The organism is Streptomyces sp. WI03-4A, assembly GCF_033792105.1.
Classification (GTDB): domain Bacteria; phylum Actinomycetota; class Actinomycetes; order Streptomycetales; family Streptomycetaceae; genus Streptomyces; species Streptomyces collinus_A.
This window is the reverse complement of sequence record NZ_JARAUO010000003.1, coordinates 222,312-242,770: the sequence shown is the minus strand read 5'-3', so window position 1 is coordinate 242,770 and position 20,459 is coordinate 222,312. Positions and strand designations below refer to the sequence as shown.

17 protein-coding genes and 1 riboswitch are annotated in these 20,459 nt (G+C 72.4%); of the genes, 10 read left to right on the top strand and 7 right to left on the bottom strand.

Annotation, left to right across the window (positions count from 1 at the left end; genetic code table 11):
• Positions 1 to 4 precede the first annotated feature (4 nt).
• Positions 5 to 1,171, top strand: coding sequence for a citrate synthase/methylcitrate synthase (locus PV343_RS05935; RefSeq protein WP_319145702.1), 1,167 nt, complete (start codon positions 5 to 7; stop codon positions 1,169 to 1,171).
• 100 nt (positions 1,172 to 1,271) lie between these two features.
• Positions 1,272 to 2,336 carry a CobW family GTP-binding protein gene (locus PV343_RS05930; protein WP_319145701.1) on the top strand — a complete coding sequence of 355 codons (1,065 nt, stop codon included), beginning with the start codon at positions 1,272 to 1,274 and terminating at the stop codon, positions 2,334 to 2,336.
• On the opposite strand, the gene PV343_RS05925 is transcribed toward PV343_RS05930, so the two are convergent.
• Entirely contained in the window at positions 2,333 to 4,792 is a 2,460-nt protein-coding gene (locus PV343_RS05925) for a DNA topoisomerase (ATP-hydrolyzing) subunit A (RefSeq protein WP_319145700.1), read from the bottom strand. The genes PV343_RS05930 and PV343_RS05925 overlap by 4 nt on opposite strands.
• Before the next feature lie 360 nt (positions 4,793 to 5,152).
• Between PV343_RS05925 and PV343_RS05920 the strand changes: the two genes are divergently transcribed.
• From PV343_RS05920 to PV343_RS05905, 4 genes are all read left to right on the top strand, one after another.
• On the top strand, positions 5,153 to 6,547 hold the full coding sequence (locus tag PV343_RS05920) for a M16 family metallopeptidase (RefSeq protein WP_319145699.1): 1,395 nt from the start codon (positions 5,153 to 5,155) through the stop codon (positions 6,545 to 6,547).
• A complete protein-coding gene (locus PV343_RS05915; protein ID WP_319145698.1) occupies positions 6,544 to 7,932 on the top strand; it encodes a M16 family metallopeptidase in 1,389 nt (462 codons plus the stop codon). The genes PV343_RS05920 and PV343_RS05915 overlap by 4 nt, the downstream gene beginning before the upstream one ends.
• Before the next feature lie 241 nt (positions 7,933 to 8,173).
• A riboswitch (cyclic di-AMP (ydaO/yuaA leader) is annotated at positions 8,174 to 8,336 on the top strand.
• Positions 8,337 to 8,349: 13 nt separating this feature from the next.
• Entirely contained in the window at positions 8,350 to 9,105 is a 756-nt protein-coding gene (locus PV343_RS05910; protein ID WP_319145697.1) for a M23 family metallopeptidase, read from the top strand.
• 215 nt (positions 9,106 to 9,320) lie between these two features.
• Entirely contained in the window at positions 9,321 to 10,016 is a 696-nt protein-coding gene (locus PV343_RS05905; RefSeq protein ID WP_319145696.1) for a GntR family transcriptional regulator, read from the top strand.
• Positions 10,017 to 10,199: 183 nt separating this feature from the next.
• On the opposite strand, the gene PV343_RS05900 is transcribed toward PV343_RS05905, so the two are convergent.
• Positions 10,200 to 10,481: an HPr family phosphocarrier protein gene (locus tag PV343_RS05900; protein ID WP_317445823.1), complete on the bottom strand. Its 282-nt coding sequence runs from the start codon at positions 10,479 to 10,481 to the stop codon at positions 10,200 to 10,202.
• Positions 10,482 to 10,660: 179 nt separating this feature from the next.
• On the opposite strand from PV343_RS05900, the gene PV343_RS05895 reads away from it, so the two are divergent.
• The 4 genes from PV343_RS05895 to PV343_RS05880 all read left to right on the top strand — a co-directional run bounded on the left by PV343_RS05895 (position 10,661) and on the right by PV343_RS05880 (position 16,096).
• Entirely contained in the window at positions 10,661 to 13,480 is a 2,820-nt protein-coding gene (locus PV343_RS05895; protein WP_319145695.1) for a GNAT family N-acetyltransferase, read from the top strand.
• A gap of 147 nt (positions 13,481 to 13,627) precedes the next feature.
• Positions 13,628 to 14,215, top strand: coding sequence for a DUF5998 family protein (locus tag PV343_RS05890; protein WP_319145694.1), 588 nt, complete (start codon positions 13,628 to 13,630; stop codon positions 14,213 to 14,215).
• Positions 14,215 to 15,405: an alkaline phosphatase family protein gene (locus PV343_RS05885; RefSeq protein WP_319145693.1), complete on the top strand. Its 1,191-nt coding sequence runs from the start codon at positions 14,215 to 14,217 to the stop codon at positions 15,403 to 15,405. The genes PV343_RS05890 and PV343_RS05885 overlap by 1 nt, the downstream gene beginning before the upstream one ends.
• A gap of 40 nt (positions 15,406 to 15,445) precedes the next feature.
• A complete protein-coding gene (locus PV343_RS05880) occupies positions 15,446 to 16,096 on the top strand; it encodes a thymidine kinase (protein ID WP_319145692.1) in 651 nt (216 codons plus the stop codon).
• Between the two features lie 37 nt (positions 16,097 to 16,133).
• Here PV343_RS05880 and PV343_RS05875 read toward each other — a convergent pair whose 3' ends face one another.
• The 5 genes from PV343_RS05875 to PV343_RS05855 form a co-directional block, all read right to left on the bottom strand.
• Positions 16,134 to 17,009, bottom strand: coding sequence for a PhzF family phenazine biosynthesis isomerase (locus PV343_RS05875; protein WP_319145691.1), 876 nt, complete (start codon positions 17,007 to 17,009; stop codon positions 16,134 to 16,136).
• Between the two features lie 98 nt (positions 17,010 to 17,107).
• Positions 17,108 to 18,079 carry an EcsC family protein gene (locus tag PV343_RS05870; protein WP_319145690.1) on the bottom strand — a complete coding sequence of 324 codons (972 nt, stop codon included), beginning with the start codon at positions 18,077 to 18,079 and terminating at the stop codon, positions 17,108 to 17,110.
• Positions 18,080 to 18,276: 197 nt separating this feature from the next.
• Positions 18,277 to 18,864, bottom strand: coding sequence for a hypothetical protein (locus PV343_RS05865; RefSeq protein ID WP_319145689.1), 588 nt, complete (start codon positions 18,862 to 18,864; stop codon positions 18,277 to 18,279).
• A gap of 72 nt (positions 18,865 to 18,936) precedes the next feature.
• Positions 18,937 to 19,578 carry a hypothetical protein gene (locus tag PV343_RS05860; RefSeq protein ID WP_319145688.1) on the bottom strand — a complete coding sequence of 214 codons (642 nt, stop codon included), beginning with the start codon at positions 19,576 to 19,578 and terminating at the stop codon, positions 18,937 to 18,939.
• A gap of 138 nt (positions 19,579 to 19,716) precedes the next feature.
• Positions 19,717 to 20,337, bottom strand: coding sequence for a hypothetical protein (locus PV343_RS05855; RefSeq protein ID WP_319145686.1), 621 nt, complete (start codon positions 20,335 to 20,337; stop codon positions 19,717 to 19,719).
• Between the last annotated feature and the right edge of the window lie 122 nt (positions 20,338 to 20,459).

The window sequence follows — 20,459 nt, the reverse complement described above, 5'->3', positions numbered from 1 at the left end:
AACCATGACCATCAACAGGACCGCGACCCCGCTCGTCGAGGTGCCGCGAGGACTCGCCGGCGTCGTCGTCACCGAGACCGAGGTCGGTGACGTCCGAGGGCGCGAGGGCTTCTACCACTACCGCCAGTACTCGGCGGTCGAACTCGCCCGGACCCGCCGCTTCGAGGACGTGTGGCACCTCCTCGTCCACGGCACGCTGCCGGACCCCGAGCGCGGCGCCGCCTTCGCCGCCGAGACCGCCGCGCTGCGCCGGCTGCCCGCGGGTGTCCGCGCGGCCCTGCCGGGCATAGCCGCCGCCGGGGGTGCCTCCGGCCCGCTGGCCGGCCTGCGCACGGCCCTGTCCCTGCTGGGCGCCGAACGCGGGTTCCGGCCGGTGTACGACCTCGACGCCGACCGGCGCCGGGCCGACACGGTGGCCGCCTGCGCGGCCGTCCCCACCCTGCTCACCGCGCTCCACCGGCTCGGCCGGGGGCTCGACCCGATCGAGCCGCGCGAGGACCTGTCGTACGCGGCCGACTACCTGCACATGCTGACCGGTACGGAACCCGACCCGCGCCATGTCCGTGCCATCGAGCAGTATCTGATCTCCACCATCGACCACGGATTCAACGCGTCAACCTTCACCGCCCGCGTCATCGCGTCCACCGGCGCCGACGTGGCGGCGTGCCTGACCGGCGCCGTGGGCGCGCTCTCGGGCCCCTTGCACGGCGGAGCCCCGAGCCGGGCCCTGGACACCCTGGACGCGATCGGCACGCCGGACCGGATCGACGCGTGGATCCGGGAGCGGGTGCTCGCCGGCGACCGGATCATGGGCTTCGGTCACGCGATCTACCGCACGGAGGACCCCCGTTCGCGGATGCTCCGGGAGACGGCCCTCGGCTTCGGCGGCCCCCGCGTCCGGTTCGCCGTGGAGGTGGAGCGCCGGGTGGAGGCCATCCTCGCCGAGCTGAAGCCGGGCCGGGAACTGCACACCAACGTCGAGTTCTACGCCGGAGTCGTCATGGAACTGTGCGGCCTGCCCCGGGAGATGTTCACCCCCACCTTCGCGGCGGCCCGGGCCGTGGGATGGAGCGCCAACATCCTGGAACAGGCGGCCGACTCGAAGATCATCCGCCCGGTGGCGCGCTACGTGGGGCCCGAGCCGCGGATGACGGTCCCGGCCGCGCTCTGACCCGCGCGGCCCGACGGCGCGGCCCTCCTATCCTGGTCAGGCAGCCGGTCCACAGGAGTTCACCGGAGCCCGCCGGAGTTCACAGGAGAGAGGTCACCCGTTGGGGAACAGCAGCGGTCCGCAGATCCCGGTCGTCGTACTGGCCGGATTCCTGGGCTCGGGGAAGACCACGCTCCTCAACCACCTGCTGCACCGCAGCGGAGGCAGCCGCATCGGGGCGATCGTCAACGACTTCGGCGCCATCGAGATCGACGCGATGGCCGTCGCGGGAGCCCTCGGCGACTCGACCGTCTCGCTCGGCAACGGCTGCCTGTGCTGTGCCGTCGACGCGAGCGAACTCGACGTGTACCTGGACCGGCTCGCCGCGCCCGGCGCCGGCATCGACGTCATCGTCATCGAGGCCAGCGGGCTCGCCGAGCCGCAGGAACTGGTCCGCATGGTGCTCGCCAGCGAGCACCCCGGCATCGTCTACGGCGGTCTCGTCGAGGTCGTCGACGCGGCGGAGTTCCACGCCACCCGGGCCGAACACCCCGAGGTCGACCGGCACCTCGCCCTCGCCGACCTCGTGGTCGTCAACAAGACCGACCGGGTGCCCGACCCCGACCGCGTCCTCGGCCTCGTCCGGTCGCTCACCGACCGCGCCGCCGTCGTCCCCGCGGCCTACGGCCGCATCGACCCCGAGTTCCTCTTCGACCGCAGGCCGAGCGAGGAGCGCGTCGGGCAGCTGTCCTTCGACGACCTGCACCTGCACGGCGACGACCACGGCACCCACGCGCACACGGCGTACGAGAGCCTGTCCTTCGTCTCCGACGTGCCGATGGAGCCACGCCGGCTCATGCGGTTCCTGGACAGCCGCCCCGAGGGGCTGTACCGCGTCAAGGGATACGTCGACTTCGGGCCGTACGACACCGCCAACCGGTACGCCGTGCACGTCGTCGGCCGCTTCCTGCGCTTCTACCCCGAGCCCTGGAGCCCCGCCGACGACCGCCGCACCCAGCTCGTGCTGATCGGCCGCGGCATCGACACCGGCACCCTCGGCAAGGAACTCCGGGCGTGCCGCGACGACACCCCGCACGCCGACGAGCACGGCATGTGGGGCGTCCTGCGCTACGTGCAGGGCTCCCAGGAGGAGCCCGACGCCGGCACCGCGAACCGCGAGGCCTAGAACACCGGCCCCGCGACCACTCCCACCGTCTTCGGCAGCGAGGTGCCCGAGCCGTCACGGCGCGGGTCCACCTCCGGCAGCTCCGCCGGGGTGCCGTTCTTCTGCGCCGCCCGGGCCGGGACGGGACCCGCCCAGGCCAGCGCCAGACAGTCCTCGCCCTTCAGGAACCGCTGGCAGCGCACACCGCCGGTGGCCCGGCCCTTGCGCGGGTACTGGTCGAACGGCGTCAGCTTGGCCGTCGTCTGCACGGAGTCGTCCAGCGTGCCGCGCGAGCCCGCCACCGTGAACACCACCGCGTCCGCCGCCGGGTCGACCGCCGTGAACGTGATGACCTTGGCGCCCTCGGTGAGCTTGATGCCCGCCATACCACCGGCCGGACGGCCCTGCGGACGCACGATGGAGGCCTGGAAACGCAGCAGTTGCGCGTCGTCCGTGACGAACACCAGGTCCTCCTCGCCGGTGCGCAGTTCCACCGCGCCGACGATCCGGTCGCCGTCCTTCAGCGTGATGACCTCCAGCTCGTCCTTGTTGGACGGGTAGTCGGGCACCACACGCTTGACGACACCCTGCTCGGTGCCCAGCGCCAGACCCGGGGACGACTCGTCCAGGGTGGTCAGGCAGACCACCGTCTCGTCGTCCTCCAGGGACACGAACTCCGCGAGCGGCGCCCCTCCGGAGAGGTTCGGCGGGCCCGCCGGGGCGGCCAGCTGCGGCAGGTCGACCACGTTGATCCGCAGCAGCCGGCCGGACGAGGTCACCGCGCCGATCTCGCCCCGCGCGGTCGCCGGCACCGCCGAGACGATCACGTCGTGCTTCACCCGCTTGGCGCGGGCGTCCTTCGGGAACGGCTCGTTGTCCGCCGTACGGGCCAGCAGGCCGGTGGAGGAGAGCAGCACCCGGCAGGGGTCGTCGGCGACCTGGAGCGGCACCGCCGCCACCGGGGTGCCCGCGGACTCCAGCAGGACCGTACGCCGGTCGGTGCCGAAATTCTTCGCCACCGAGGCCAGTTCGGCCGAGACCAGCTTGCGCAGCTCCGCGTCCGACTCCAGGATCCGGGTCAGCTCCTCGATCTCCGCGGTGAGCCTCTCCTTCTCCGCCTCCAGCTCGATGCGGTCGAACTTGGTGAGCCGGCGCAGCGGCGTGTCGAGGATGTACTGCGTCTGGACCTCGCTCAGCGAGAACCGCTCCATCAGGCGCTGCTTGGCCTGCGCGGAGTTCTCGCTGGAGCGGATCAGCCGGATGACCTCGTCGATGTCGACCAGCGCGGTCAGCAGACCCTCGACCAGGTGCAGCCGGTCGCGGCGCTTGCCGCGGCGGTACTCGCTGCGGCGGCGCACGACCTCGAAGCGGTGGTCGAGGTAGACCTCCAGCAGCTCCTTCAGGCCCAGGGTGAGCGGCTGGCCGTCCACCAGGGCCACGTTGTTGATGCCGAAGGACTCCTCCATCGGGGTCAGCTTGTACAGCTGCTCCAGGACGGCCTCCGGCACGAATCCGTTCTTGATCTCGATGACCAGGCGCAGGCCGTGCTCGCGGTCGGTGAGGTCCTTGACGTCCGCGATGCCCTGGATCTTCTTGGCGTTGACCAGGTCCTTGATCTTTGCGATCACCTTCTCCGGGCCGACCGTGAACGGCAGCTCGGTGACGACCAGGCCCTTGCGGCGGGCGGTCACCGTGTCGATCGCGACCGTCGCGCGCATCTTGAAGGTGCCGCGGCCCGTCGCGTACGCGTCCCGGACGCCGTCCAGGCCGACGATCCGGCCGCCCGTGGGCAGGTCGGGGCCCGGGACGTGCTTCATCAGCGCGTCCAGGTCCGCGTTCGGGAACCTGATCAGGTGGCGGGCGGCCGCGATGACCTCGCGCAGGTTGTGCGGCGGCATGTTCGTCGCCATGCCGACCGCGATGCCGGAGGAGCCGTTGACCAGCAGGTTCGGAAAGGCGGCGGGCAGGGCCACCGGCTCCTGCTCCTGGCCGTCGTAGTTGGGCGCGAAGTCGACCGTGTCCTCTTCGATGGACTCGGTCATCAGGCTCGTCGCCTCGGCCATCCGGCACTCGGTGTACCGCATGGCGGCGGGCGGGTCGTCGTTGCCCAGCGAGCCGAAGTTGCCGTGGCCGTCGACCAGCGGGACGCGCATCGAGAACGGCTGGGCCATGCGGACCAGAGCGTCGTAGATCGACGCGTCGCCGTGCGGGTGCAGCTTGCCCATGACCTCGCCGACGACACGGGCGCACTTCACGTAGCCGCGCTCGGGGCGCAGGCCCATCTCGTTCATCTGGTAGACGATCCGGCGGTGCACCGGCTTCAGGCCGTCACGGGCGTCCGGCAGGGCGCGCGAGTAGATGACCGAGTACGCGTACTCGAGGTAGGAGCCACGCATCTCGTCCACGACGTCGATGTCGAGGATCCGCTCCTCGTACGCATCGTCGGGCGGCGGGGTCTTCGTGCTGCGGCGGGCCATCGCTGCCTGGCTCCTTCTGATCTTGTCGCTCGCCTACGGGGGCGACGCGCCCCTCCGACTCGCTCTTGCTGAAGCTCGCTGTTGCTGGAGCGTCTGACGGATCTGACGCCGACCATTGTGGACCGACGCACTGACAAGCCGTGCCACGACCCGGTGCACGCGCACCGGCCCGGCTCCGCCGGGCGTCCCGGTCCGGTGCCGGCGGGTCCCCGGGCGACGGTCCGACGCAGGCTACGCGATCCGCTGTGGGCGTACGTCCCACGGGAACTTCACCGAGGCCCCGCACGCTTTGCATACAGTGGCAGGAACGGCAGGAAGACCGCGGTTTCGACGACCGCCTCCGCTCGCGAAGGGACGTACATGCCCATGGGTCACACGACCACGGCCGAGGCAGGCTCCGGGGGCCTGACAGCGACCGAGCACCGGCTGGCCAACGGTCTGCGCGTGGTGCTCTCCGAGGACCACCTGACCCCGGTGGCGGCGGTCTGCCTCTGGTACGACGTCGGCTCCCGCCACGAAGTCAAGGGGCGTACCGGTCTGGCTCACCTCTTCGAGCACCTGATGTTCCAGGGGTCGGCGCAGGTGCACGGCAACGGCCACTTCGAGCTGGTGCAGGGCGCGGGCGGCTCGCTGAACGGCACCACCAGTTTCGAGCGCACCAACTACTTCGAGACGATGCCCGCCCACCAGCTGGAGCTCGCCCTCTGGCTGGAGGCCGACCGCATGGGCTCCCTGCTCGCCGCCCTGGACGACGAGTCCATGGAGAACCAGCGGGACGTCGTCAAGAACGAGCGCCGCCAGCGCTACGACAACGTGCCCTACGGCACCGCATTCGAGAAGCTGACCGCCCTCGCCTACCCGGAGGGCCACCCGTACCACCACACGCCGATCGGCTCGATGGCGGACCTGGACGCGGCCACCCTGGAGGACGCGCGCCGGTTCTTCCGCACCTACTACGCGCCCAACAACGCGGTGCTCTCCGTGGTCGGCGACATCGACCCGCAGCAGACCCTGGCCTGGGTGGAGAAGTACTTCGGGTCCATCGCCTCCCACGACGGCAAGCCCGAGCCCCGCGACGGCTCCCTGCCGCAGGTCATCGGCGAGCAGCTGCGCGAGGTCGTCGTGGAGGAGGTCCCGGCGCGCGCCCTGATGGCCGCCTACCGGCTCCCGCACGACGGCACCCGCGACGCGGACGCGGCCGACGTGGCGCTGACGATCCTGGGCGGTGGTGAGTCCTCCCGCCTGTACAACCGGCTCGTGCGCCGCGACCGTACGGCCGTCGCGGCCGGCTTCGGCCTGCTGCGCCTGGCCGGCGCGCCCTCGCTCGGCTGGCTGGACGTGAAGACCTCCGGCGACGTCGAGGTGCCGGTCATCGAGACCGCGATCGACGAGGAGCTGGCCCGCTTCGCCGAGGAGGGCCCCACGCCCGAGGAGATGGAGCGCGCCCAGGCCCAGCTGGAGCGCGAGTGGCTTGACCGGCTGGGCACCGTGGCCGGCCGCGCCGACGAACTGTGCCGCTACGCGGTCCTGTTCGGTGACCCGCAGCTCGCCCTCACCGCCGTCAAGCGCGTCCTTGAGGTGACTCCGGAGGAGGTCCAGGAGGTCGCCAAGGCCCGCCTGCGGCCCGACAACCGCGCGGTGCTCGTCTACGAGCCGAAGTCGCCCGAGACCGTCGAGGACGCCGACGTCCCCGAGGACCCGGAATCGGAGGCCACCGTAGAGGCCGGCAACGACAACGAGGAGACGGCCAAGTGACCGAGCTCGCCACCATGGACTTCCACCCCCAGCCGCAGCCGGGCGAGGCCAGGCCGTGGGCGTTCCCGGCCCCCGAGCGCGCCACGCTGGACAACGGCCTGACGGTGCTGCGCTGCCACCGCCCCGGCCAGCAGGTCATCGCCGTCGAGGTCATGCTCGACGCGCCCCTGGACGCCGAGCCGAGCGGCCTGGACGGCGTCGCCACGATCATGGCGCGGGCCTTCACCGAGGGCACCGACCAGCACTCGGCCGAGGAGTACGCCGCCGAGCTGGAGCGGGCAGGCGCCACGCTGGACGCGCACGCCGACCACCCCGGCGTCCGCATCAGCCTGGAGGTCCCGGCCTCCCGCCTGGCCAAGGGCCTCGGCCTGCTCGCCGACGCGCTGCGCGCGCCCGCCTTCGCCGAGAGCGAGGTCGAGCGGTTGGTCCGCAACCGCCTGGACGAGATCCCGCACGAGCTGGCCAACCCCTCCCGGCGGGCCGCGAAGGAGCTTTCCCGGCAGCTGTTCCCGGCGGCCTCGCGCATGTCGCGCCCGCGCCAGGGCACGGAGGACACGGTCGAGAAGATCGACGCGGCGGCCGTGCGCGCCTTCTACGACCGGCACGTCCGCCCCGCCACGACGACCGTGGTGGTGGTCGGTGACCTCACCGGCACCGACCTGGACGAGCTGCTCGGCGACACCCTCGGCGCCTGGACCGGTACCCCCGGGCAGCCGCGGCCCGTGCCGCCGGTGACCGCGGACGACACCGGGCGCGTCGTCATCGTCGACCGGCCCGGCGCCGTCCAGACGCAGCTCCTGATCGGCCGGATCGGCCCCGACCGGCACGACCGCGTGTGGGCCGCCCAGGTGCTCGGCACGTACTGCCTCGGCGGCACCCTCACCTCCCGCCTGGACCGCGTCCTGCGCGAGGAGAAGGGCTACACGTACGGCGTGCGGTCCTTCGGGCAGGTTCTTCGGTCCACGCCGGAGGGCACCGGTGCCGCCATGCTCGCCATCAGCGGCTCCGTGGACACGCCGAACACCGGTCCCGCGCTGGACGACCTGTGGAAGGTGCTGCGCACGCTCGCGGCGGAGGGACTGACGGACGCCGAGCGCGACGTCGCCGTGCAGAACCTCGTCGGGGTGGCACCGCTCAAGTACGAGACGGCGGCGGCCGTCGCGAGCACGCTCGCGGACCAGGTCGAGCAGCACCTGCCGGACGACTTCCAGGCGACGCTCTATCAGCAGCTCGCCGCCACCGGCACCGTTGAGGCCACGGCCGCGGTCATCAACGCCTTCCCGGTGGACCGCCTGGTGACCGTGCTCGTCGGTGACGCGGCCGAGATCAAGGCGCCCGTCGAGGCGCTCGGCATCGGCGAAGTCACCGTCGTCACCGCCGAGTAGCGGCGAGCGGCGGCGAAGCCGCGCCACGCGCGCGTGGGGCCCTGACGACCGACGGGTCGTCAGGGCCCTTGCCGCACCGGCTCCTGCCGAACCGCGGACCAGATGTCCGGATTGGGGCGGAGGGGGCCCGTCTGACCTGTGGGATGCGCTACAAAAACCCCGATCCGTTTGGGAATCGAAAGTCGCCCGCCGTAGCGTCTTCGGGGCTGTCCGTCAGGCACTGCGCCGCGTCCGCGGCACCGGGCAGTCATCGCCGAGTCCCCCCACGGCGCGAGCCAGGGGAGCCGGGGACCCAACGCAGTCCCTGGGGTGAATCGGACGCCCGCGCGTGAGCGAGGGGGTCCGTAGGAGACCTTCCTGCTCCGAACCCGTCAGCTAACCCGGTAGGCGAGAAGGAAGGAAAGGACCAGCCACTTCATGGCGTTCATGTGCGCCACCGGGAAGCACCGCAGGCCCGGCAGGGTCAAGCGCACCACGGCTCAGGCGGCCGGCATCGCCGCCCTCACCACCACCGGTGTCATCGGTACCCTCGCGGCCGGCCCGGCGTCGGCGGCGGAGAGCCCCGTCGAGCAGACCGGTCTCACCCCGGTGATCACCGTGAGCGACGACGTCGCCGCGCAGATCGACGAGCAGGCCGCCGCGCAGAAGCAGGCGGCCGACCAGAAGGCGGCCGAGGAGGCCGCGGCCAAGGCGGCCGCCGAGCGGGCCGCCAAGGAGCGCGCGGCCAAGGCACGCGCCGCCCGCGAGGCCGAGCGCAAGCGCCTGAACGCGTTCGTCGTCCCGATCGCCGGTTCGTACGTCTCCACGGGCTACCAGGCCAGCAGCTCGCTGTGGTCCTCCGGCTCCCACACCGGCATCGACTTCCACGCGGCCAGCGGCACGTCCGTCCACGCGGTCGGCTCCGGCACGGTCGTCTCCACCGGCTGGGGCGGCGCGTACGGCAACCAGATCGTGATCCGGATGGCCGACGGCATGTACACCCAGTACGGCCACCTGTCGTCCATCGGTGTCAGCGCGGGCCAGAAGGTCGTCCCGGGCCAGCAGATCGGCCTGTCCGGCGCCACCGGCAACGTCACCGGGCCGCACCTGCACTTCGAGGCCCGCACGACCCCCGACTACGGCTCGGACGTCGACCCGGTCGCCTACCTGCGCAAGCACGGCGTGAACGTCTGACGCCTCCCGCGCGCGGCGCCCCGTCGCACGGCATTCCGAAAGCCCCGGCTCACCCGCCGGGGCTTTCGCCGTTTTCCCGCCGCCCACCGCATCCGCTGTCCAAAAAATATCCATGGATTCCGGCCTGCCGTCGGAAATTCCGGCTCATTGCAATAGAGTCACGGAAAGGCGCGTCCCTCGTCGGCGTGTCACGGGGATCGAGGCGGAGGTCGGTCATGCGTATTCCGGCGCACTCGGTGTGCACGGCGATCCGGGACGACATCGTGGCCGGTGTCCACGAACGCGGCAGCCGCCTCACCGAAGAAGTCCTCGCCCGTCGCTACGGCGTCTCGCGCGTCCCCGTCCGCGAGGCCCTGCGCACCCTGGAGGCGGAGGGGTTCGTGGTGACCCGCAGGCATGCCGGTGCCTGCGTGGCCGAGCCGACCGAGCAGGAGGCCGCCGACCTGCTGGAGATGCGCCTGCTGCTGGAGCCGCTCGGCGCGGCCCGGGCCGCCCAGCGGCGCACCGAGGCCCATCTGAAGGTGCTGCGTGGCCTGGTCCGGCTCGGCCAGGAGCGGGCCAGGCGGGGAACCAGCGAGGACCTGCGCTCGCTCGGCGGCTGGTTCCACGAGACGCTGGCGCAGGCCGCGGGCAGCCACGCGCTGACCGCGACGCTGACCCAGCTCCGGCACAAGATCGCCTGGATGTACGTGGTCGAGGCGTCGCCCCACCCGGAGGAGACCTGGGCCGAGCACGGCGCCATCGTGGACGCCGTCGCCCGCGGTGACGGCGAGCGCGCGCGGGCGGTCACGGCCCTGCACACCGAGCGCGCGACGCCCGCCCACCGGCTGCGGCTCGCCCCGGGCGCCCCCCGCGCGGAGCGTGTGAGGAACTCGCAACATGCCGTAAACACACCGAGCCTGCGGTATTAACACGGGCGCCGTATACAAAGAAGGGGATATTCCGTGAGCGGTATCGGCGTCGCCCTTTCGATGGCACGCCGTGAATTCACCGCCGCTCTCCATACCGCTGCACTCTTCATGTCGCGCGGCAATTCGACAAACGCGAAAGCCGCGTCGCCCGCACGGGACGACGCGGCTTTCGCCGGATACGGCTCAGACGGTCTCGGGAAGTTCCTCGAGGCCCTCGGCGACCAGCTTCGCCAGCCGGTCGAGGGCGACGTCCGCGCCCTCGGCGTCGGAGGCGAGGACGATCTCCTCGCCGCCCTGGGCGCCCAGACCCAGGACAGCCAGCATGGAGGCCGCGTTGACGGGGTTGCCCCCGGCCTTGGCGATCGTCACCGGGACGCCTGTGGCCGTGGCGGCTCGGACGAAGATGGAAGCGGGGCGGGCGTGGAGGCCCTCGGCCCAGCCGACGTTGACGCGGCGCTCAGCCATGTGTTGCTGCCCTTCACTGTCTCAGGGTTGTCTAGACCAGTTTCCCATATCGCGAAGCGTGCCCGGAGCGGTCCTGCGTCCCGCTCCGGTGTGTCGCCGGACCGCGGCCTCGGTCCGGCCGGCCGTCCTCCACAGACTGCCTCGCGCCGCTGTCGGACGCGAGCCGTACTCTGGGGCCCATGCAGAGCCCGGCGGACCGGCAGGACCGGCACGAGTACCCCGCCCACTGGGAGGCGGACGTAGTGCTGCGCGACGGGGGCACCGCGCGCATCCGGCCCATCACCATCGACGACGCCGACCGCCTGGTCAGCTTCTACGAGCAGGTCTCGGACGAGTCGAAGTACTACCGCTTCTTCGCGCCCTACCCGCGGCTGTCCGCCAAGGACGTCCACCGCTTCACCCACCACGACTTCGTGGACCGGGTGGGACTCGCGGCCACCATCGGCGGCGAGTTCATCGCCACCGTACGCTACGACCGCATCAACGCGAACGGCATGCCCGCCTCCTCGCCCGCCGACGAGGCCGAGGTCGCCTTCCTGGTCCAGGACGCCCACCAGGGCCGCGGCGTCGCCTCCGCCCTCCTGGAGCACATCGCGGCCGTCGCGCGCGAGCGCGGCATCCGCCGCTTCGCCGCCGAGGTGCTGCCCGCCAACACCAAGATGATCAAGGTGTTCACGGACGCCGGCTACACCCAGAAGCGCAGCTTCGAGGACGGCGTCGTACGCCTGGAGTTCGACCTCGAACCCACCGACCGCTCGGTCGCCGTGCAGCGCGCGCGGGAGCAGCGCGCCGAGGCACGCTCGGTACGGCGGCTGCTGGCCCCCGGCTCGGTGGCGGTCGTCGGCGTCGGCCGCGCGCCCGGGGGAGTGGGCCGCAGCGTCCTCGGCAACATCCGGGACGCCGGGCACCCCGGCCGTCTCTACGCCGTGAACAAGGCGTTCCCCGAGGACCTGGAGGAGGTCGACGGCGTACCCGCCCGCCGCTCGGTGCGGGACATCGACGGCCCGGTGGACCTCGCCGTCGTCGCCGTCCCCGCCGACCAGGTGCCCACCGTGGTCGCCGAGTGCGGCGAACACGGCGTCCAGGGGCTGGTGGTGCTCTCCGCCGGGTACGCGGAGAGCGGGCCCGAGGGGCGGGAGCGCCAGCGGGCCCTGGTCCGGCTCGCCCGCGCGTACGGCATGCGGATCATCGGCCCCAACGCCTTCGGCGTCATCAACACCGCGCCCGCGGTGCGGCTGAACGCCTCGCTCGCCCCCGAGATGCCGCGGCCGGGCCGTATCGGCATGTTCGCGCAGTCCGGGGCCATCGGCATCGCCCTGCTGTCCCGGCTGCACAGGCGCGGCGGCGGGGTCACCGGGGTCACCGGCGTCTCCACGTTCGTGTCGGCGGGCAACCGCGCCGACGTCTCCGGCAACGACGTCCTCCAGTACTGGTACGACGACCCCGACACCGACGTCGCCCTCATGTACCTGGAGTCCATCGGCAACCCGCGCAAGTTCACCCGCCTCGCCCGGCGGACCGCGGCGGCGAAGCCGCTGGTCGTGGTGCAGGGCACCGGCACCGCGCCGCTGGGCCACGCGGTCCGGGCCACCCGGCTGCCGCACGACACCGTCTCCGCGCTGTTGCGGCAGGCCGGGGTGATCCGGGTCGACACGATCACCGAGCTGGTCGACGCGGGCCTGCTCCTCGCCCGCCAGCCGCTGCCCGCCGGACCGCGGGTGGCGATCCTCGGCAACTCCGAGTCGCTGGGCGTCCTCACCTACGACCGCTGTCTGGCGGAGGGGTTGCGGCCGGCCCGCCCGGTGGACCTGACGACGGCGGCCACGGCGGCGGACTTCCGCCGCGCGCTCGGGCAGGCCCTGGCCGACGACACCCACGACGCCGTCGTCGTCACGGTGATCCCCGCGATCGGCGAGGGCGCGCCGGGCGACGCCGAGCTGGCCGAGGCCCTGCGGGCGGCGGCCGCCACGGTGCCCGGCAAGCCGGTGCTGGTGGTCCACGTCGAGCTCGGCGGACTCGCGGAGGCCCTCTCGGCCGCGGCGAGCACCGCCCCCCAGGCCGCCGACCGGCAGGCGGAGACCCCGGACCCCGCGGACCGGCCGCCCGCCGCGCTGCCGGCGACACCCCCCGACGGCACGCACCTGATCCCCGCCTACCCCGCCGCCGAACGCGCGGTCCGCGCCCTGGCCGAGGCCGTCCGGTACGGGCAGTGGCGGCGCGAGGCCGCCGACCCCGGCCGGGTCCCGGAGTACGACGACATCGACGAGAAGGGCGCCGCCCGGCTGATCGACACTCTGCTGCGGCGCGGCCAGGGCCTCACCATCGGGCAGGAGGAGACCTGCGAGCTGCTCGCCGCCTACGGCATCCAGGTTCGCCGGGCGCTGCCCGCGCCGTCTCCCGACGAGGCCGCCGAGGCCGCCCGCACCCTCGGCTACCCGGTCGCCCTCAAGGCCACCGCGCCGCACCTCAGGCACCGCGCCGACCTGGGCGGCGTCCGCCTGGACCTCGCCGACGAGGAACAACTGCGCCGCGCCTACGCCGAGTTGACCGAACTGTTCGGCAAGCCCGAGGAGCTGCGCCCGGTGGTGCAGGGCATGGCGCCGCGCGGGGTCGACACCGTCGTACGCGCCGTGATCGATCCGGCGGCCGGCGCCGTGCTGTCCTTCGGGCTCGCCGGTGCCGCCTCGCAGCTCCTCGGTGACATGGCCCACCGACTGGTCCCGGTCACCGACCGGGAGGCGACCTCGCTGGTGCGCTCGATCCGCACGGCACCGCTGCTCTTCGGCTGGCGCGGCTCCACCCCGGTGGACACCCCCGCGCTGGAGGAACTGCTGCTGCGGCTCTCCCGGCTGGTCGACGACCACCCGGAGGTCGTCGCGGTCACCCTGGAACCGGTCGTCGTCGCCCCGCACGGGGCGAGCGTCCTCGGCGCCACCGTCCGGCTCGCGCCCCCGCCCGCCCGCGACGACCTCGGCCCGCGCACGATGCCGGCGTACTGACCGGCCGAGGGGGGAATCACAGGGGAGATCACCGTCCGCAGGGCGGCGCGGTGCCCGTCCCGGGGCGCCGGCGTGCGGGCGGGCGGGCCGCGGCGGGTGCCCACGACTGGCCCGGACCGCCCTTGCCCACGGATTAGGATGGACGCCATGGCCAAGACCAGTACGACGACCCAGGGGCTGCGCGCGGCGATCGAGCGCAGCGGCTACTACCCGGCCCTCGTGGCCGAGGCGGTGGAGGCCGCTGTGGGCGGCGAGCCCATCCGGTCGTACCTGGTCCACCAGGAGACCACGTTCGACCAGAACGAGGTCCGCCGGCACGTGACCGTCCTGGTCCTCACCGGCAACCGCTTCATCGTCAGCCACACCGACGAGCAGGCCGCCGACACCACCTCCCCGACGCCGTACGCCACGACGTCCACGGAGTCCGTCAAGCTCGGCCGGATCTCGTCGGTCGTGGTCAGCAGGGTGGTCGCCAACCCGGAGCAGTACACGCCGGGCACCGTGCCCCGCGAGGTCGTCCTGACCATCGGCTGGGGCGCGGTCAGCCGCATCGACCTGGAGCCAGCCGCCTGCGGCGACCCCAACTGCGAGGCCGACCACGGCTACACCGGCAGCTCCACGGCGGACGACCTCAGCCTGCGGGTCAGCGAGGCCGGGGACGGCCCGGAGACGGTGCGCCAGGCGCTCGCCTTCGCGCAGTCCATCTCCGAGGCGACCGCGGACATCACGCGCTGATGGCCCAGCCCTCCCCCTGGGACCACCCGGAACCGCTCGCCCTGGACACGGCTCCGCTGCCCGAGTACGGCAGCGGCTCGCTCGCCGACCTGCTGCCCACGCTGGCCGCCGGCCTCGGCGTCCCCGGCACGACCGCCACGATCACGGAGCTGACTCCCGCCGACCGGGTCTGCGTCTTCCTGGTCGACGGCCTCGGCTGGGAGCAGCTCAGGGCGCACCCCGACGAGGCGCCCTTCCTGACCTCGCTGCTCGGCAGCTCGCGCGGCGGCACCGGGCGCCCGCTCACCGCCGGCTACCCGGCGACCACCGCGACCTCCCTGGCCTCCGTCGGCACCGGCCTGCCGCCGGGCGCCCACGGCCTGCCCGGCTACAGCGTGCGCAACCCCGACACCGGCGAGCTGATGAACCAGCTCCGCTGGCAGCCGTGGACGCCCCCGCGCCCCTGGCAGCCGTACCCGACGGTCTTCCAGCTGGCCCACGACGCCGGCGTGCACGCCGCCCAGGTGTCCTCGCCCACCTTCGAGCGCACCCCGCTCACCAAGGTCGCGCTCAGCGGCGGCGCCTTCCACGGACGGCTGTCCGCCGAGGAGCGCATGGACCTCGCGGCCGGGCAGCTCGCCGCGGGCGAGCGCTCCCTGGTGTACACGTACTACGCCGAACTGGACGGCGCCGGGCACCGCTACGGCGTCGCCTCCGACACCTGGCGCGGTCAGCTCATGTACGTCGACCGGCTCGCCCAGCGCCTCGCCGAGCAGCTTCCGCCGCGCAGCGCGCTCTACGTCACCGCCGACCACGGCATGGTCGACGTCCCGTTCGACGAACAGCACCGCATCGACTTCGACGAGGACTGGGAGCTGCGCGCCGGCGTCGCCCTGCTCGGCGGCGAGGGCCGGGCACGGCACGTGTACGCGGTCCCGGGCGCGGCGAACGACGTCCTGACGGTGTGGCGCGAGGTGCTCGGCGAGCAGTTCTGGGTGGCCTCGCGGGACGAGGCGATCGAGGCCGGCTGGTTCGGGCCGCACATCGACGAGCGGGTGTACGCGCGTCTCGGCGACGTGATCGCGGCCGCCCACGACGACGTGCTGATCATCGCCTCCGAGCGGGAGCCCAAGGAGTCGGCGCTGGTCGGCAACCACGGCTCGATGACCCCCGCGGAGCAGCTGGTCCCGCTGCTCGAAGTACGCTCCTGAGACCCCCTGCCCGTCCCCGCCGAAAGGTGCTCCACCCCTCATGCCCGAGCTGGTGTTCTTCTCCGGAACGATGGACTGCGGGAAGTCGACCCTGGCTCTGCAGATCGAGCACAACCGCTCCACGCGCGGCCTCGTCGGCATGATCTTCACCCGGGACGACCGGGCCGGCGAGGGCAAGCTGTCCTCCCGCCTCGGCCTGGTCACCGACGCCGTGGAGGTCGAGGACGGCCAGGACCTGTACGCCTACATCGTCGACCACCTCTCCCAGGGCGGCCGCGCGGACTACGTGATCGCGGACGAGGCGCAGTTCCTCGCGCCCGGGCAGATCGACCAGCTCGCGCGCGTGGTGGACGACCTCGGCATGGACGTGTACGCCTTCGGGATCACCACCGACTTCCGCTCCAAGCTCTTCCCCGGCTCCCAGCGGCTGGTGGAGCTGGCCGACCGCATCGAGGTGCTCCAGGTCGAGGCGCTGTGCTGGTGCGGCGCCCGGGCCACGCACAACGCCCGCACGGTCGGTGGGGAGATGGTCGTCGAGGGCGCCCAGGTGGTCGTCGGCGACGTCAACCAGTCGGCGGGCGAGATCGGCTACGAGGTCCTGTGCCGCCGCCACCACCGCCGCCGGATGACCGCCGCGACGTCCCGCGCGGCGGCCCTGTCCCCGGACGTGCTGCCGGTCACGGCGGACTGAGCGGGGCCAGGAGGCGAAGCGCCTCCTCGCCGGCGCGTCAGCCGATGCGAGCCCCCGCGCCTCCGACCCGGACGCGTGGGTCGCCCGCGCGCAGCGTGACCGTGAGCTCGCCGGGGCGGCCCAGGTCCTCGCCCTGGTGCAGGGTGAGGACGGCGTCCTCGGGAACCAAGCGCAGCTCACGGGCGTACGCGCCGAACGCGGCGGCCGCCGCGCCGGTCGCGGGGTCCTCGACGACGCCACCGACGGGGAACGGGTCACGGACGTGGAAGACGGCGGCCGACTCCCGCCACACCAACTGCACGGTGGTCAGGTCCAGGCGGTGCATCAGCGCTTCTAGGCGCGCGAAGTCGTACGCGAGGTCCGCAAGGCGGGCGCGGGTCGCCGCCGCGAGAACGAGATGGCGGGCGCCGGCGAACGCGATCCGGGGCGGGAAGGCCGGGTCGAGGTCGGCTGCCGGCCAGCCGAGCGCGGCGAGCGCCTCCGCGAGGTCGGCACCGGCGAGCTCCTCGACGTGCGGCTCGACACTGGTGAGCGTGGCCCTGACCGTTCCGCCCTCCTCGGTCACCTCCACCGGCACGGTTCCGGCGCGCGTCGCGAACACGAGCTCCCCGGGGCCGATCCGCTCGGCAAGCGCGACGGCGGTCGCGACAGTGGCGTGCCCGCAGAACGGCACCTCGGCCTTGGGACTGAAGTAACGGATGCCGTACGCCCGCCCCTCCGGCCCGCCGAAGCCTTCCGGGGGCGCGGTCAGGAACGCGGACTCCGAGTACCCGAGCTCGGCGGCGATGGCCAGCATGTCACCGTCGTCCAGACCGCCGGCGTCCAGCACGACGCCGGCCGGGTTACCGCCGGCGGGGTCACTGGAGAAGGCTGTGTAGCGCAGCACCTCGGGCCGTGGCGCATTTGTCGTCATGCTCGCGGCAACATGGCCGAGGCATGGCCTATTCCGCGGATGACCTGACGGGGCGCGGGCACCCGCAGAGGTCGTATCGCGGACCCGGCGGCCATCGGTTACGTGGCGTCGGTCTGGAGGCCGTCGTCTCGGTCGGTCGCCAGTGCGGTCGGCAGCGGCATCCCGTACTTGTCGCACAGGAAGCGGGTCTGGCAGTACCGCTGGGCGTCGGCGGCGACCCTGCCGAGGACCGCGGAATTCATACCGGCACCGATGAGGATTCCCACGACCGGCACTACCTTGGCGACGTTCTTGACCGGAACCCTGGAGCCGGCCGGGCCCAGCTGCTGCATCAGCTTCTCAAGGGCGGCCAGGAGGCGGTGGTCTTGGCGAAGTTTGTCCGACCACCTTATGCGTCCTTTGATCGCATTCGCAGCCCGTGCGGTGTCACGCAACGGCTTGGCCTTGGCTGCCTGTGCCATGAAGGACCGCTGTACCAGGCGCTGGATGAACTCCTGCTCTTCGGGATCCTTGGCGTCGTAGCCGTAGGAGTACGCGATGCGCGCTGCTATCGACGTGCTCAGGACCTGGACGACGAGGATGTCCGCTGTCATCGCGGCGGGGATACCGGCGACGGGCACCAGGGCCAGCAGGCCCATGGCGCCGCCTTCGACCGCACCGGTGGTCCGCCACTTGAGGGTGTTGCGGGTCAGCAGCCGGTCGCAGACCTTGAGGTCCTGCTGCCTCAGGTCGGTGAAACTGTCGATGTCGAGACCCTGATTGCGGGCGAGCTCCTCCACGCTCTTCGGGTCGTTGAGATCCATGGCCTTGTCGTTGACCAGCTCGAGCAACGCTGCCGCGCCTGCGAGCGCCGGTCGCAGGGCCGTGTCGGCGACCGCGTCACCTGCGCGACGGACAGGCTCCGCGACCGCCTCCGGCACAGCGTCCTTGACTCGCCGCGCCGCGTTTCCCGCGACCTCACCGGTGCGACTGAGCGCGGTGCTCGCCCAGTTCGGCAACCCACGGCGGTCGCTGCGGCGCTGCCAGTGCTCGTTGAGCTTGTCCCATACCTGCCTCTCGTACTCGCTCATCGGGGTCGCACCATCGACGAGTGGGTCGACGTAAGTGCTCACTAAGGGTCTCCATTTCGACTGTGATCGCCGGGCCCGCGACGGCCTGCCAACCGACATGTGTGTGAAGTACATCGTCCAGTCACAAGTTGCGAAAGAGGTGGGGATGCGCGGAGAAGGACGAAGCGCTGAGCGGTTGTCCCGAGTGGTTCGGCCGCTCAGTCACCGAGGGTGAACGCGAGGCCGCCCGCACGCAGTTCGTCCTCGGTCTGGGTGAGACCACCTCGGTGGGAGACCTCGACCGTGTAGAACTTCGAGCCCGGCGTGATGTCGTCGACCGTGAAGGGGAACTCGCAGCCCAGCTCCGTCGCCTGGCCGAGGCCCAGACTGCCCTTGGCGACGAGGGTTCCGGCGGCGTCGGTGACGCTGACCTGGGTGCCGAAGTCGATGTCGGAGTAGCCGTCCGTTCCGGAGCACGGGTCGCCGGAGCCGAGCCCTGAGCCGATTCCGTTGACGGTGAGCGTCCCGTCGGTGCTGAACGTTTCTTCCGCGTTACCGGCCAGCGACAACCCAGCCCAGCAGGCTCCCACCACGACGGCCCCGATGCCGGCGCCGATTGCCAGGACGGTCCCGCGCGACAGCCGCGACCAGCGGGAGGCGGACGGAACGAGCGAGGTGGGCGGGTGGTCGGGCAGGGCGGGTACCGGTTCGGCGGACGTGGGGGCCGGCGCCTCGGCCGCCTCCTGGACCGGCTCGGGGGCCATGGTTGGGTTGGGGGTGTGCGCCTGCTGTTCGGGGACGGACATTGCTGGACTTCCTCTCGGTTCGAAAGGCAGGGAGGTGGGACGGAAGGAGTGAGCGGCGGGGGAAGGCGGGGCTCAGCCTCGGCTCCGGCCGCATCGGTACTCGGCCAGCGCCCCGCTCGCCCACAGCGGGACCAGCCGGGGTATCTCGGTCGCCGGAACCATGCCGTTCAGGGAGCGCAGACCGAGCTTGGCCAGGGAGTCGGCGGCCTCGTTGAGCGGGTTGCCGACGTGAGCCTTCTCGTGGACGAAGGTCAGGCCGGGCGTGTACTCCGCGTACATCTGCAGCTTGACGAGGCTGGCCTGCCGGCCTCGCGAGCGCAGCCGGGTCTCGTAGCCGTCGGGCATCCGGTCACCGCCGTTCTGCCACTCGTGCAGGAGGTCGAGGGCGTCGAGGTTGTCGACGCGCACCTCGACCGGCAGGCCAGAGTGTGCTGCGAGGATCCGTCGCAAGCCCCAGTACACGGCCCGGAGCTCGCTGACGACCACGCGGACCCGGGGAGTGGTGAGGTACTGCGGGTAGAGGTGGGCGCGCAGTCCGGTCTCGCCGGTGGTGGCGAGGTAGCCGGTGCCCACCTTGTCGGCGGCGACGGAGGCGTCGGTGGCGACGACGATCGGCGCCAGGCCGACGGCCTTGACCGAGCTGTCGAAGTGCACCTGGTGACGCCCCCGAGCGGTGGGGCGGGGTGCGTGGGCGAGCGGAGAGCGACGGCCCATCGGCGGTTCCTCCTGTTCAAAAAGGGCGGGTGACGGAGTCGGAGACAAGGAGGAAGGTGATGGGGCGGCCCGGGACCGGGCCGCCCCACCGAGTCCGCCGCGTCCCCCCACGAGCGCGGCGGCGTGTGCGGGGGCCGGTCAGCCGACCTTGGCCCACTTCTGGCAGCCCTTGGTCTCGAAGTACTCGCCCTTGTTGACCGTCACGCGGCCCTGCCCCTGGAGGTTCTCGTTGGCGATGATCGCGCCGAACTCCCCGGAGGCGTCCTTGGTGCGGGCCCAGTAGCAGTTCTCGATGATGCTGTCCTTGTCGGGCCCGGCGGTCTTGTACGTGCCCGGCTGCATGTCCTCCCCGACGAGGTACTGGCCCTCGCCCCCGACCGTGGTGGCAGGCCCGGACTTCTTGGCCGGCTTCGGCTTGACGGTGACCTTCGCCGTGACCGTGACCTTCGGCTTCGGCTTGTCGTGGGCAGGGGCCGCGGTCTTGGTGACGGTGACGGCCGGGGCGGGATCGGCGGAGTCGCCCGTACCGCCGGAGTCCCCGTTGCCGCCGATGCCGGCGCCGACCAGGAGCGCGACGAACGCGGTCGCACCGTGGGTCAGCCACGCCTTGCGGCGCGACGGCTTCGGTCCCGTGGGCGGGCCGGCGGGGACCTGCCAGCCCCCGGCCGACGGCACCGACGGCGCGGCGCTCCAGCCGGGTCCGCCGCCGGCGCCGGAGGGCTGCGGGCTGCTGGGCGGCATCGAGGGCGTGTGGCTCATGGCGGTGATCCTTCGGTCGGCGTTGCGGCGCTTGGCGACCTCAAGGTGCCCGCCGTCCCAAATCGCGTCGCTAGGAATCACTGATAACCCGTATTATCAAGCGGGCTGTGCCACGCTTCCTT